Genomic DNA, 12,565 nt, shown 5'->3' with positions numbered 1-12,565 from the left:
CCTATTCGCAGATCGTCCGGAAGTTCTCGAACACCGCCTCACCCTCTTCGGTGTGAGCGACTTCGGGATGCCACTGGACACCGTAGAGGTCTCGCTCCTCGAAACTCATCGCTTCGATCCCGCAGATGTCGCTTTTTCCGGTGAGCGAAAACCCCTCAGGCAGTTCTTTGACCTCGTCGCCATGGCTCGCCCAGACGCGGGTTTCGGGTGCGAGCGAGCCGATCAGCGGGTCCTCGTCGTCGACGATCTCGACGGTGACGTCGGCGTACCCGCCGTACTCGCCGCTGCCAACGCTCCCCCCGAGTTCGTCGGCGATCACCTGCATCCCCAGACAGATCCCCAGGAGGGGGATGTCGAGGTCGAGATACTCGCCACACCGGCCCGCCCGCTCGATGTCCGGGCCCCCCGAGAGGACGAGCCCGTCGGCGTCGATCTCCTCGGGGGGTGTTTCGTTGTCGATGGTCTCGGTCTCGATGCCAAGATCGCGCAGCGCGCGCCCTTCGAGGTGGGTGAACTGGCCGTGGTTGTCGACCACGTCGATTCGCATACTGTGGGTAGCCGACGGGGGGCAAAAAGGTGAGCGATCAGCGCTCCTCGCGTTCGCACTCGCTCGCGCGACGAAACCCGAGTTCGTCGCGCTCGCGACTGCGCCTGCCCTCGGCTTCCGCGAGCGCCTCGGCGCTCGGAGAAACGTCGTCGTCGATGCGCGCCCACGACCCGTGGACCTTCGCGTGACACCACCGACAGAGGACGACCGTGATCTCGTGGGAGGGCTCGGCGCCCTCCGCCCGATACGAGAGGTGGTGTTCCTCCAAGAGGGGGCGCTCGCCCGAGTGGGCCATCCGGCGCTCGTCGAGTCCACACCGGCGACACTCCCGCTCGTTGGCCCGCGAGCGAAAGTGCGGACAGTCCCGCCACCCGACGCCCGCCTCGCTCACGAGACAGGCGTAGTCCTCGGCGCGTCGCTCGCGGGCGAACTCGGGATCGGTCTCGGGGCGCTCGACGGCGAGTCGACAGCGCCCGTCGTCGGTGAGGTGATCGCATCGGTCCGTGTGCTCGTAAGGGTCGTCGACGCCGACCGACGTTCCGGTGGGTGTTCGCTCCATCTACGCGCGAGCGATCCGGCCGATCGTCCGTCGGATGCCGTCGTGTATCTCGCCGGGATGGGGCAGGCCGAGTCGATACCGGAGCCGGTCGTGGGCCTTCAACGGCCCGAAGATCGCCGGTTCCTCGAGGGGGTAAATCGCACACGGCTCCGCGTTCGATCCGACCCGTTCGAGGATCACATTGGTCGCCCGCCGGGCGGCCTCGTTGGCCGATTCCATGGTCGCGAGATCGCTCTCGGTGCGGACGTAATCGGCGGCCACGGTCAGGTTGTCGATCTCGGTCCGGGCCGCCGGCCGGTAACGCCACGAGCCGACGGTGTTCACGAGCAAGGGCTCGCGGTTCTCGACGCCGGGTTCGCCCTCGCGTTCGACGATCGCCGGATCGAGGGACCACTCGAGGAGGTTCTCGTCGGTGAGACGAACGCCCTCGCGGTTGAGGTGGGCCTTGAGCTGCTCCCAGATCTCCGTTGCGATCTCCTCGCGGGTACACTCCCGGGCGGGCTTGCCGTAGACGATCCCGGGCGTCTCCCAGTCGGAGGCGATCACCGAGAGCACGCCCCCCGCTTGGCCGTCGCCGTACGCCGCGAGGTCCCGGTCCCAGAACTGTGCCTGTGAGACGGAGGTCAGCGCCCACGGCGAGTCCGTGTAGACGCCGTGGCCCCGCACCAGCGGGCGGTCCTCGCGAAGGTAGAACTGGATGCCGTTCATCCACTCCGTTCGCAGCCGGTCCAGTCGCGACAGCGAGGGTGCGGCTCGGCCGATCCCCTCGGAGACGAGCCTCCGGGCCGCCTCGACGGACACGGCGAGGACGTACTGGTCGGCGCGCTCGATGTGGGTTCCCGACCCGTCCTCGACGACCAGCCCGGAGATCCGTTCGCCGTCGAACTGCAGTTCCCGAACCGTCGCGTTCGTCCGCAACTCGACGCCCAGCCCGTCGAGATACCTGACCCACGGGTCGATCCAGACCTCGCTCGTGGGGCCGTCGAGTACCCGTTCGGTCTCGATTTCGGGGTCGAGATGTCCCCGCATGAGCTGGAGGTAGATCCGTCCCACCGTGCGGGCGCTACCCAACTGGGGGCGCAGGGCGACCAGCAGTTGTGTCGCCGAGACGGCCCGCTGGTAGGCCCGAGAGCGGTTGCCGGCGTCGACGAACTCCCACCACGAGGTGCGGTCCCACTGTTCGTCCAGCCGGGCCTCGCAACTGGTGAGGAGGACGAGCATGCGCTCGGCGAAAAAGCGCGCCTCCGCGTTCGAGAGCTCCTCGGTGGCGAAACTCGGTCGCAGGACCGAGAGCCACTCCTCGATCCCTTCGGGAGTGCGCGTCGAACTGATCGTCTCCTCGCCGGCCGTGCGCGCGAGCAACGTGCCCTCGGTCGGGACGAGGGCGTCGGCGACCGTCCTGTCCGACCCGTCCGTCGGGATCCGTTCCATCGTCTCGGTGACGTGGCGGTAGTACCCCGGGAAGAACCGAAAGCCGTGTTCGGCGGGCAACGGCGTCCTCGAACCCCGATCCGGCCCGGCGACGCTCCGGGCCTTCCCGCCGAAGCGGTCGTTTCGCTCGTAGACGGTCACGGAAACGCCCCGCTCGGCGAGTTCGTGGGCCGCGCTCAGGCCGCCGATCCCGCCGCCGAGTATCGCCACACTCCTCATGGAAACAGCCGTTCGTTAGTACGCGCGAACAAAAGGGTTCCGCGGGCCACAAGGCTCATGACGACGGTTTTCCCAGTTCCCCTGTGCGCCTCGTTCACCGCGACCTCGAGATCGTCGTCGCCGAGCACGTCGAGCTCGCGGACTCGTTTCTCGCCCGTGCGCGCGGGCTGATGTTCCGGCGGTCGATTCCCGACGACTACGCGCTGGTCTTCGAGTTCGGAAAGCCGGTCACCCGCTCGCTACACATGCTCTGTGTCCCCTTCCCGATCGACGCGGTCTGGCTGGTCGACGGGGAGGTCACACACACCGCACGCCTCGATGCTTGGACCGGCCTCGGGCGCGGGTGGGCCGATACGATCCTCGAACTCCCGGCGGGCGCGGCCGAGGGGATCCGGGAGGGTGACCGACTCGAACTCGACGAGGAGTGACCCGCTGCGGTATCTGTCGGGACCAGCAGCTTGATATACCGTCTCGCCCTCAGTGGGGGTACAATGGAGAGCAACCCTCACCATTCGGACTCGGAGGATAGAGGAAGTCGGGGCGACCCGGCTGGATGCGAAATTCTCCCCCGAAAGTAACTCACTTTTCGACGGGCTCGAATCGCTCGACTCGGTCGACCTGCTGGATACGACGCTTCGTGACGGCGAGCAAGCGCCGGGTATCTCGCTGTCGCCCGACCAGAAGGCCGACATCGCCCGCGCGCTCGATGCGGCCGCCGTCCCCTACATCGAGGCCGGCAGCGCCTGCACCGGCGAGGGCGAACGCCGAACCATCTCGCGGGTGACGGATCTGGGACTCGACGCCACGGTCACGAGCTTCGCCCGCGGTGTGCGCGGCGACGTCGACCTCGCGATGGAGTGTGGCGTCGACGGGATCAACCTCGTCGTGCCCGCGAGCGATCGACACATCGAGGGCAAGGTCGATTCCACCCGCGAAGGCGTCCTCGAACGGACGGTCGAACTGGTCGACTACGCTCGCGATCACGGCCTCTGGGTCGAGGTCATCGGCGAGGACGGCTCGCGGGCCGACCTCGAGTATCTGGTCGATCTGCTCGGAAGCGCCCTCGAAGCCGGCGCCGATCGGGTCTGTTATGCCGACACCGTCGGCCACGCGGGCCCCGAAGCCGCCTACGAGGCCGTCTCCCGGCTCGCCGAACTGGGGCCGACCAGCACCCACACCCACGACGATCTGGGACTGGGAATGGCCAACGCGCTCGCGAGCATCGCCGCGGGCGCGGACCTCGTCCACGCCACGGTCAACGGCGTCGGCGAGCGTGCGGGCAACGTCGCCCTCGAGGAGGTCGCGATCGCGCTCGATCACTCCTATGGGGTCGAGACGGTCGACACTACCCAGTTATACGATCTGGCGGGCGTCGTCTCGCGCTATACGGGCGTCCCGCTGCCCCCGAACAAGGCGGTCGTCGGCGAGAACGCCTTCGCACACGAGAGCGGTATCCACACCGACGGCACGCTGAAGGACGAGCGGATGTACGAGCCCTACGCGCCCGAGCGGGTGGGCCGCGAACGCCGGCTCGTCCTCGGAAAGCACACCGGCCGGGCGGGGGCACGCGCCGCGCTCGCCGAGCACGACGTCGCGGTAAGCGACGAGGCCCTCGCCGAGATCGTCCCCCGGGTCAAGGAACTCGCGGATCGGGGCAAGCGCGTCACCGACGCCGACCTGCTGGCGATCGCCGAGGACGTCCGCGGGCGCGAGCGCGATCGGCGGGTCGAACTGCTCGATCTGACCGCCGCCAGCGGCGGCGACACCCCGACCGCGAGCGTTCGCCTGCGGGTCGACGACGAGGAACGGGTCGCAAGCGGCCTCGGAAGCGGTCCCGTGGACGCCGCGGTCTCGGCTGTCCGGGAAGCGCTGGGCTCGGCGGCCGACGCCCAACTCGACTCGTATCACGTCGACGCGATCACCGGCGGGACCGACGCCGTGGTCACCGTCGAGGTCACGATGTCCCGCGGGGATCGCACCGTAACGGTCGCGCGCAGCGACGCCGACATCACGCGCGCGAGCGTGGTCGCGATGGTCGACGCGCTCGATCGCCTGCTCGTCGACCGAGCGCCGACGCCGCCCGCCGACGACTAGTCCTCCCCGTCGATCCGCCGGAGTTCGATCTCCCCGTTCGCGTAGACGGTGATCCGGTGTTCTTCGAGCGGGAACTCTACTGCCCCGTTGTCGCGGTCGGTCCGGTGGCGAACGGGTCTGAACAACCCGTCGAGACAATCGGGATCGATGACGTCGGCAAGCACCCGCGAGGAGGGGCCGTCGATGTCAACGGTTTCCTCGATGGCCTCGATAACGGTCGTGCTCAGGGCACGACGCCCCTCGAAGTCGTGGGTCGTCCGATAGACCCGACGCCCCTCTACGGTCGCCGTCCCGCGATCACCCCGATCGTCGTCCGTCATACCCTATCGGACCTCGCCGACCTGCGCATAATACATTCAACCATTATCCTCATCGTATAAATATATTCTCGCTTCTAATCACGTGACACTGGTTTCGATGGGTCCCTCTATGGCTTTTTTGAGCTCCAAGACGGGATAACAGATAACATATATAATATTCCCGCCGTCCGTCGGGGCCGGAGTTCGACGACACGCGTCGCTCGGAAAACAGCGACATTGAGAAGCGCCGAGGGAGAGATTTGAACTCTCGAGTCCGTGAGGACAGCAGATTTCGAATCTGCCGCCTTGGCCGGGCTAGGCTACCTCGGCTCGTCTCCACCTACACGGGGCTGTATTTTAGTTGTTTCGCTTTCATTTGTGACACCTGTTGACATACAGTCTGGTGGTTCGCTTCATACCCGTTCCGACATGTTCTCATGGCTCACTCCGAGCGCGTCGAGCGCGAGATGGTCGGCCACGAGGGCCCCAGCGCGTTCGTATGGCGACGGTTCCGCGTGCGACTCGGGGCGCATACGACCGGCGTACTCGAAGACCCGATCGAGGAACGCTTCGCGTGCGACCCGGTTTTCGAACAGACCGTGGAGATAGGTCCCGAACACCTGCTCGGTCGCGGCTCCCTCGTCCCTGAAGGGGCGGTCTGCGGGCCCCGTGAGGGCCGTCTCGCCCATGTGTATCTCGTAGCCGGTCACCCGCCCCAATGCACCAGCGAGCGGGCCGACGCCTCGAATCTCGCGCTCGACGCGTTCGACGCGTTTTTCCCGCGAAAAGTGCGTCTCGACGGGCAGTAGGCCGAACCCCTCGACGGTCGCCTCGTCGCCGGTCCCCTCGACCGCGGCGTTCGTGATCCGCTCGCCGAGCATCTGATAGCCCCCACAGAGCCCGACGATCGGGCCCGAAAAGGTCCGGAGGCGTTCGCCGAAGCCCGACGTGCGGAGTTCGAGCAGGTCGTCGACGGTGTTTTTCGTTCCGGGGAGCACGACCGCGTCCGCACCCTCTAGAACCGTCTCGGGCGGCCCGTAGGCGACGCCCACGCCGGGTTCGCGAGCCAGCGGTTCGAGGTCGGTGAAATTGGAGATCCGCGAGAGTCGGGGCACTGCGATGCGCACTTCCGAGGAGTCTCCATAAAGGGCCGTCTCGCCCGCTGCGGGTAGCGAGACGCTGTCCTCTTGGGGAAGGCCGGGGTCGTCGTACGGCAGTACGCCCAGTATCGGGACGCCCGTGCGCTCTTCGATCTCCACGATTCCCGACTCGAGCAGCGAGGGATCGCCCCGGAACTTCGTGATCGCGGCCCCGACCACCCGGTCGCGCAGGTCTTCGGGCATCAGTTCGAGGGTGCCATAGAGGCTCGCGAACGCCCCGCCACGCTCGATATCGACCAGCAAGAACACGTCGGCGTCCGCGAAACGAGCCGTCTCGACGTTCGCCAGATCCCGATCCGCGAGGTTGATCTCCGCGATGGAGCCTGCGCCCTCGGCGATTATCACGTCGTACTCGGCGGCGAGGCGTGAGTAGGCTTTGCGGGCGGCCTCGCGGGCGCGCTCCCAACCCGCCTCGTAGTACTCGCCCGCACCGACGTTCTCGACTGCTTCGCCGTCGATAATCAGTTGACTTTCGCCGTCGCCACGCGGCTTGAGGAGCACGGGGTTCATGTCGGTGGTCGCCTCCGTGCGGGCGGCCCGCGCCTGGACGTACTGGGAGACGCCGATCTCGCCGGCTTCCGTGGGCTCGGTCGCCCGTGGCACCGCCCGCGCGTTGTTCGACATGTTCTGGGCCTTGAACGGCGCGACGGCCACCCCCCGGTCGGCGAGATGCCGACACAACCCCGCCGCGACCGTGCTCTTGCCGACGTGGCTTGCGGTGCCCGCAATCAGGAGAGTGCGGGCCATTCAGTACTCGGTGCCCTTGCGGGCGCGCCCGCCCGCCTCGAACTGGTGTTTCTCCTTTCCGACGCGGGTGATCAGGTCGGCGCGTTCATAGAGGTACTCGGGCTTCTCGTGCCCGCCGGTCAGAACCAGTTCGAGCGACGCGGGTTTGTTCCCGATCAGTTCGACGAGGTCGTCGGGATCGACCAGCCCCCGGTTTGCGGCGTAGACGACCTCGTCGAGGAGCAGCATGTGCATCCCCGCCTCGGGCTCGCCATCGAGATCGAGTGGCGCCGAGAGGTCCGCCCCGTGCGCGGCCTCGACCAGTTCGTGGGCGCGCTCGAAGCCCGCCGCGGCCTCGCCCTCGTGATCGGCGTCCTCGCTGCCGTCGGCCATTCCGTGCCAGCCGTAGTGGCCCGCGTTCTCGTAGGTGAACCCCGGCATCGCCCGGATCGCGTTGTACTCCCCGCGGACGTCCTCGACGCTCGATGCGCCACCTTTCATGAACTGGAGCATATGCACACGGAAGCCGTGGCCCGCGGCGCGAAAGCCCATCCCCATCGCCGCCGTGGTCTTGCCCTTGCCGTCGCCCCACCAGAGTTGGACGCGTCCGAACGCCTCGGGTGCGCTCGGTTCGATCTCGCGGGCTTCGGGTGTCTTGCCCTTGCCGGGCGTGTTCTCGGCCGTGTTGCTCATACCCACCCCCTTATCGTGAACCCACTTCGCCGGTTCGGTCCCCTATCGTACTGACCGCGGCGCGTTCCGTGGTCTCGACACCGTACTCGGCCTCCGCGACGGTGGGGAGTGCCCGGTCGGCGTAGCGCGAGTCGAGGCTTGCGGCCACTGCTTCCCGCACGCAGGCGCGGGTTGCGGCTCCTACCGGCGTGGCGCTCCCGGTGAACGCGACGCGCTCACCGGCGGGGTCACAGGCCGCGATCACCGCGTCGGTGGTCGTCCCCGGGGCGCCCGCCCGCTCTAAGAGGGTCGCGGCCTTGGCCTCCGCTGTGATGGCAACGAGGTTCGCGAGCGCCCCCGGCGCCAGGGCACGGGTCGTTCCGACGATCAGGTTGACGGTGCCGACGCCCTCCCCGGCGGGCACGCTCGGCTCGCCGGAGGGCTCCATCGGCAGCCCGGCTGGGTTCGAGACGCCCGCCGTGGCGATCGCTTCCACGGAGCCATAGCGCGCTCTCCGGGCGTGTTCGAGGTCGACGCCGGTCAGAAGCGCCGGTCCCGGCCGCTCGAAGCCTGCCCGCTCGCACCGCGCATCGACGTACGCCGCGAGGTCGGTCTCGTCCCACCCCTCGGGCACCGAGACGTTGTACGCCACCGCGCCTTCCGAGGGGCCCCCGTCCCAGCCGGTGCTGAGCCATCGGGTCCCCTCGCGTTCGACCTGCAGGACGCCCTCGCGGACCCGCGTCTCAAACATCCAGCAGCGCGTCGAGCAGCCGGTCGTTCTCCTCAGGGGTCCTGATCGCGACCCTGACGTGCGAATCGAGGCCCCGAAACGTGCGGGCGTCCCGGACGGTCATGTCCTCGAGTGCGACGCGCTCGATCACCCGGTCGACCGCGCGCTCGCCCGTTTCGAGCAGGAGGAACGGTGCCTCCGAGGGGCTGACGTCGTACTCGCCGTCGAGGGCCGCGACCAGCCGTTCGCGCTCGGTTCGGACGCGCTCTCGGGTTTCGGTGACGAACTCCCGCTGGGCCATGCAGTGGGCACCGACCGCCACCGCCGGCGTCGAGAGGTTCCAGGTCCGCCGGGCGTTCTTGAGGCGCTCACCCGGAGCGCCGGAGGCGACCAGAAACCCCGCCCGGAGGCCCGGGAGCCCGAAGAGTTTGGTGAGCGACCGGGCGACGATCGCGCCGCGCTGGCCCGCCATCGAGGGCCGGTCGGTGAACCCGAGAAACGCCTCGTCGACGAGCAAGGTGGTGTCGGCGTGCCGACAGCGCGCGAGGAAATCCAGCAGATCGCCGGACTCGTAGACCGTCCCGGTCGGGTTGTTCGGGTTACAGACGATCGCCATCGCGTGGTCGCTCGGGTCGGTCCGGAGGATCTCGTCGTGGGGGACACGCTCGACGACACCTCCCTGAAGTTCGACCTCGCGGGCGTACTCGCCGAAACTCGGGGCCGGGACGAGCACGGAGTCATCACAGGAGACGCTCGTCGCGAGCGCCAGTCTGATCCCCGCGAGCCCGCCCGGTGTGGGGACGATGTCCTCGGGCGGACAGCCGACGTACTCGCCGGCGACAGTCCGATATTCGGGGTAGTCGTCGGCCGGGTAGCGTTTCGACTGCATCAACGCCCCTTCGTAGACGCCCGCGATTCCGGATGGGATCCGTGGGTTGATGTTCGCGCTGAAGTCGGTGATCCCCGGATCGGTACAACCCCCGTGTGGTACGCGCCGCGCCCCCTCGATAGCGTCCGGCTTCATGCGTTCTTCATTACCGCGCGGGCTTAGAAGCGTTCGGAAATGACAGCCGAAGCGACTTCCAAATCAGAGCATGTGTTGACGTTGACCGCGAGGCCGATCCGGTCGAGCACCCGGACCGCCTCCCCGTGGTCCCCGACCACGTTCAGCCCGGTCGGCGCGATCTCGCGACCCTCGTGTTCGAAGCTCGTATCGACGCTGACGCCCAGTTCGCGCTTTCGCTCGGCGGGTACGCCCACCGTCAGCGAGCCCGATCCATAGGCGTCGAGTGCGGCCCGTACGTCCGCCGGCCGGAGAAGCGGCAGGTCCGCCGTGACCGTCAGGACCGGGCGTCCGATCACCGCGAGCGCCGCCGTGAGGTCCTCGACGTAGCCCTCGCCGGGCGTCCCGACGAGCGGGACCCGGCCCGCGAGGTGCGCCCGCGTCTCGGGGGTGTGGGGGGAGGGCGCGGCGTGGACGGTCCCGACGACCGGCGAGACGGCCCCGATCACCCGGTCGACCATCGCCTTTCTGCCGACCTCGACCAGCGGCTTTTCGCCCATCTCGAGTCGGGTCCCCCGCCCGCCACACATCACCAGAGCGTCCACGCGATCACCCCCGCGTGCAGCGCGAGGACCCGTCCGATCTCGTTCGCCGCGCCCAGTACGTCGCCGCTGACCCCGCCCAGTCGGCGGTTGGCCCACCGGCCGACGACGACGGCCGCGAGTCCCGCCCCACAGACGCTCGCGAACGCCGGTAGCGAGAGGACCGCTACTGGAAGGGTCGCGGCCAGCGGACCGAGAAGCGCCCGCGGCGCGTGGTCGGCGAACTGCGAGCCCAGCCCCTCGTGGGCCGGGTCGCCGAGACAGCAAAGCAGCGCAATCCCGAACTTCGCGCCGACCTCGGCCGCAAGGACGATCCCGGCGGCGACCGCGAGCGGGAGCGCCGCCAGCGCCAGTCCTGCGAGCGCCAGGCCCACGAGGACGGTTCCCAGCGCGAGGATCGCGCCGACGCCGGTGGTGGTGTCGTGCATGGCGTCCCGTCGTTTCTCCGGCCCCCCGTGGACGACCGCCGCGTCGCCCAGATCCGCGACGCCGTCGGCGTGGTTGATCCCGGTGAGGAGGTAGACCCCCAGAAGGAACGCGAACGCGACGGTCGGGGACGGGCCTGGAACGAGCAGGGGGACGGCGAGCAGTGCCCCCACGGGATAGCCCGCGAGCGGGAACGCGGTCGGCGTCCGGCGAAACGCCTCCCACGCGCGTTCGTCCCGGCCGACCGGCAGGCGGGTCAGAAACCCGAGCGCCCCCCGGAGCGCGTTTAGGACCACGCGAACACCCCTGCGAGCAGGTACGCAAGCGCGCCCGCGAGCGCGACGGTCCGGACCCCGCGGCGCGCCTCGGCAACCGTCGGCAGCCCCCGCGAGGAGTTCAGGACGTAGACGCCCGGCTTTTCGAGGCGGACGTCGAGGACGCTCGACAGGGTCGCCATCGGCCACCCCGAGTTGGGCGAGGGCGGCGCGCGCGCCCACTCGGCGGCCCGGACGAGCGCGTACGGGCGCCCGCTGACCAGTGCGAGCAGGAGGGCGCTCGCGCGGGCAGGCAGCCACATCACGGCGTCGTCGAGGCGAGCGCTCGCAGTGCCGTGGGGCTTCTCGGGATAGCCGAGCATGGAATCGAGCGTGTTGACCGCCTTGACCCACGTCGCCGCACCCGCCGCGAGCGACAGCGAGACCGGGGCGAGAACCGCGAACGCGCCGAGGGGTGCCACTAGCCCGTCCGCGAGGTTCTCCGCGGCGCTCTCGACGGCGGCGCTCCGTATCTCGCCGGCTGAGAGGTCCGTCGCGTCCCGTCCGGCGAGCGCGCGAACCGACTCGCGCGCTCGTACGGGATCGTGTTCGCTTTCGGCGATCACCGTCCGCGCCACGTCCAGCAACATCCGCAGGCTCGTCGAGACGAACAGGAGGGTTCCGGCGGCGAGGGCCCCCACGAGGTGATGGACGCCGCCCGCGAGCGCGACTGCCCCGACGACCACCCCCGCCGCCAGCACGGGCAACGCGATGGCGACGGCGAGTCCCGCCGTGCGGGGACGGGACCACGCCCGATCCGCCCGCCCGACGAGTCGGCCGAACCACGCGACGGGGTGGGCCGTCGTAGGTGGCTCTCCCATCGCGAGTTCGAGGCCGACCGCGAGCGCGAGCGCCACGAGCGCGTCGCTCATCGCTCTGCGAGGCGCTCGGGAACCGCCGGGAGCGCAACTCGATCGAGCAGTATCGCCCGGCCCCCGCAGGCCTCGATTCCGCCGTCGGCATCCGGCGAATCCCCGACGTGGACGAGGTCCGCGACGGGCACGTCGAGTTCGGCGGCGACGGCCTTGAACGCCTTCGGATCGGGTTTGCGCCAGCCACAGCCCACGCTCGTGACGACCGCGTCGAACTCCCCGCGCAGGCCGGCGCGGATCAGGGTCCGAGAGACGAGTTCGGGCACGCTGCAGTTCGAGAGCAGGCCGACGGGACCGTACTCGCGAGCCGCCGCGATGGCCTCCACGGCCCCCTCGCGACGCTCGACGTCGGGGTCAAACGCCGCGATCACGGCGCGTCGGGCCGCGTTTTCGGGGACCGAGACCCCGCGGGCCGAAAGTGCCCGCGCGACGTGGGCCGGTAAGGGTACCTCCGCGCCCTCGGGCGCGTCGATCCACGGGGTGCGATAGGCCACCTCCCAGTCGTCGGGAACCTCGACGCCCCGCGATTCGAGTTCGGCGGCGATCGCCCGCGCCGGGTCGGCGGGTTTGGGGGCACGAACGAGCGTGCCGAAGAGGTCGAACGAGACTGCCACTACCGTGTGATTGGCGAAAGCGAACTTGAATCGCTCGGTCGGTTCAGGGGGTGCTGATGCAAGCACAAACGTGAGGCCGCTGGTCGGGGCCGTCGATCGGGCGCCTTCTTCGTCATGCTGACGTGGTACCTCTACGCACAGCTCCCCTCGGTCTTCTGGCTCGTCGCCCCATCGCGGCCGCGGTCTTCACCGTCGAGGCGGTCTACTTCGAGCGCGAATCGATCGCACAAGGGGTGCGCGAGGCCGAACGACAGCTCTGAGACCGGTCGTGGCTGCGGGCGTCGCCCGCGACCGTCC

Annotated in this window: 15 protein-coding genes and 1 tRNA gene; 3 read left to right on the top strand and 13 right to left on the bottom strand. The window is 69.1% G+C overall.

Annotated features, from left to right (window positions below; genetic code table 11):
* Position 1: 1 nt before the first annotated feature.
* From HACJB3_RS12430 to HACJB3_RS12420, 3 genes are read right to left on the bottom strand one after another with little or no spacing between them, the layout of a single operon-like run.
* The gene (locus HACJB3_RS12430; RefSeq protein ID WP_008415864.1) at positions 2-547 is read right to left on the bottom strand and encodes a GMP synthase subunit A; all 546 of its coding nucleotides are present in this window, start codon (positions 545-547) and stop codon (positions 2-4) included.
* A gap of 37 nt (positions 548-584) precedes the next feature.
* Complete coding sequence (locus tag HACJB3_RS12425; RefSeq protein WP_008415862.1) at positions 585-1,106, bottom strand: DUF7097 family protein; 522 nt, start codon at positions 1,104-1,106, stop codon at positions 585-587.
* Positions 1,107-2,756, bottom strand: coding sequence for a hydroxysqualene dehydroxylase (locus HACJB3_RS12420; protein ID WP_049934458.1), 1,650 nt, complete (start codon positions 2,754-2,756; stop codon positions 1,107-1,109).
* Between the two features lie 83 nt (positions 2,757-2,839).
* Between HACJB3_RS12420 and HACJB3_RS12415 the strand changes: the two genes are divergently transcribed.
* Both HACJB3_RS12415 and HACJB3_RS12410 read left to right on the top strand, forming a co-directional pair.
* Positions 2,840-3,184, top strand: a complete 345-nt coding sequence (locus HACJB3_RS12415) for a DUF192 domain-containing protein (RefSeq protein ID WP_008415859.1) — start codon at positions 2,840-2,842, stop codon at positions 3,182-3,184.
* Between the two features lie 190 nt (positions 3,185-3,374).
* Entirely contained in the window at positions 3,375-4,850 is a 1,476-nt protein-coding gene (locus tag HACJB3_RS12410) for a (R)-citramalate synthase (RefSeq protein WP_238532869.1), read from the top strand.
* On the opposite strand, the gene HACJB3_RS12405 is transcribed toward HACJB3_RS12410, so the two are convergent.
* From HACJB3_RS12405 to HACJB3_RS12360, 10 genes are all read right to left on the bottom strand, one after another.
* Positions 4,847-5,170, bottom strand: a complete 324-nt coding sequence (locus HACJB3_RS12405; protein WP_008415855.1) for a HalOD1 output domain-containing protein — start codon at positions 5,168-5,170, stop codon at positions 4,847-4,849. The two genes, HACJB3_RS12410 and HACJB3_RS12405, sit on opposite strands and share 4 nt — an antisense overlap.
* Positions 5,171-5,394: 224 nt before the next feature.
* Positions 5,395-5,479 (bottom strand) — tRNA-Ser (locus HACJB3_RS12400).
* 83 nt (positions 5,480-5,562) lie between these two features.
* A complete protein-coding gene (locus tag HACJB3_RS12395) occupies positions 5,563-7,056 on the bottom strand; it encodes a cobyric acid synthase (protein ID WP_008415854.1) in 1,494 nt (497 codons plus the stop codon).
* Entirely contained in the window at positions 7,057-7,728 is a 672-nt protein-coding gene (locus HACJB3_RS12390) for a cob(I)yrinic acid a,c-diamide adenosyltransferase (protein WP_008415852.1), read from the bottom strand.
* Between the two features lie 10 nt (positions 7,729-7,738).
* Positions 7,739-8,458, bottom strand: coding sequence for an adenosylcobinamide amidohydrolase (locus HACJB3_RS12385; RefSeq protein ID WP_008415851.1), 720 nt, complete (start codon positions 8,456-8,458; stop codon positions 7,739-7,741).
* Positions 8,451-9,461: an aminotransferase class I/II-fold pyridoxal phosphate-dependent enzyme gene (locus HACJB3_RS12380; protein WP_008415849.1), complete on the bottom strand. Its 1,011-nt coding sequence runs from the start codon at positions 9,459-9,461 to the stop codon at positions 8,451-8,453. Before HACJB3_RS12380 ends, HACJB3_RS12385 begins: the two co-directional genes overlap by 8 nt.
* Positions 9,462-9,484: 23 nt before the next feature.
* A complete protein-coding gene (locus tag HACJB3_RS12375; RefSeq protein ID WP_008415847.1) occupies positions 9,485-10,030 on the bottom strand; it encodes a GTP--adenosylcobinamide-phosphate guanylyltransferase in 546 nt (181 codons plus the stop codon).
* Entirely contained in the window at positions 10,030-10,764 is a 735-nt protein-coding gene (gene cobS, locus HACJB3_RS12370; protein ID WP_008415845.1) for an adenosylcobinamide-GDP ribazoletransferase, read from the bottom strand. Before cobS ends, HACJB3_RS12375 begins: the two co-directional genes overlap by 1 nt.
* On the bottom strand, positions 10,755-11,654 hold the full coding sequence (cbiB, locus tag HACJB3_RS12365; protein WP_008415844.1) for an adenosylcobinamide-phosphate synthase CbiB: 900 nt from the start codon (positions 11,652-11,654) through the stop codon (positions 10,755-10,757). Before cbiB ends, cobS begins: the two co-directional genes overlap by 10 nt.
* The gene (locus HACJB3_RS12360) at positions 11,651-12,268 is read right to left on the bottom strand and encodes an HAD family hydrolase (RefSeq protein ID WP_008415841.1); all 618 of its coding nucleotides are present in this window, start codon (positions 12,266-12,268) and stop codon (positions 11,651-11,653) included. Before HACJB3_RS12360 ends, cbiB begins: the two co-directional genes overlap by 4 nt.
* Positions 12,269-12,390: 122 nt before the next feature.
* Here HACJB3_RS12360 and HACJB3_RS20250 point away from each other — a divergent pair, with 122 nt between their 5' ends.
* Positions 12,391-12,528, top strand: a complete 138-nt coding sequence (locus HACJB3_RS20250) for a hypothetical protein (protein ID WP_008415839.1) — start codon at positions 12,391-12,393, stop codon at positions 12,526-12,528.
* Positions 12,529-12,565: the final 37 nt, after the last annotated feature.

It is taken from the genome of Halalkalicoccus jeotgali B3, from assembly GCF_000196895.1.
Classification (GTDB): Archaea; Halobacteriota; Halobacteria; order Halobacteriales; family Halalkalicoccaceae; genus Halalkalicoccus; species Halalkalicoccus jeotgali.
This window is presented reverse-complemented; position numbering and strand designations above follow the sequence as displayed.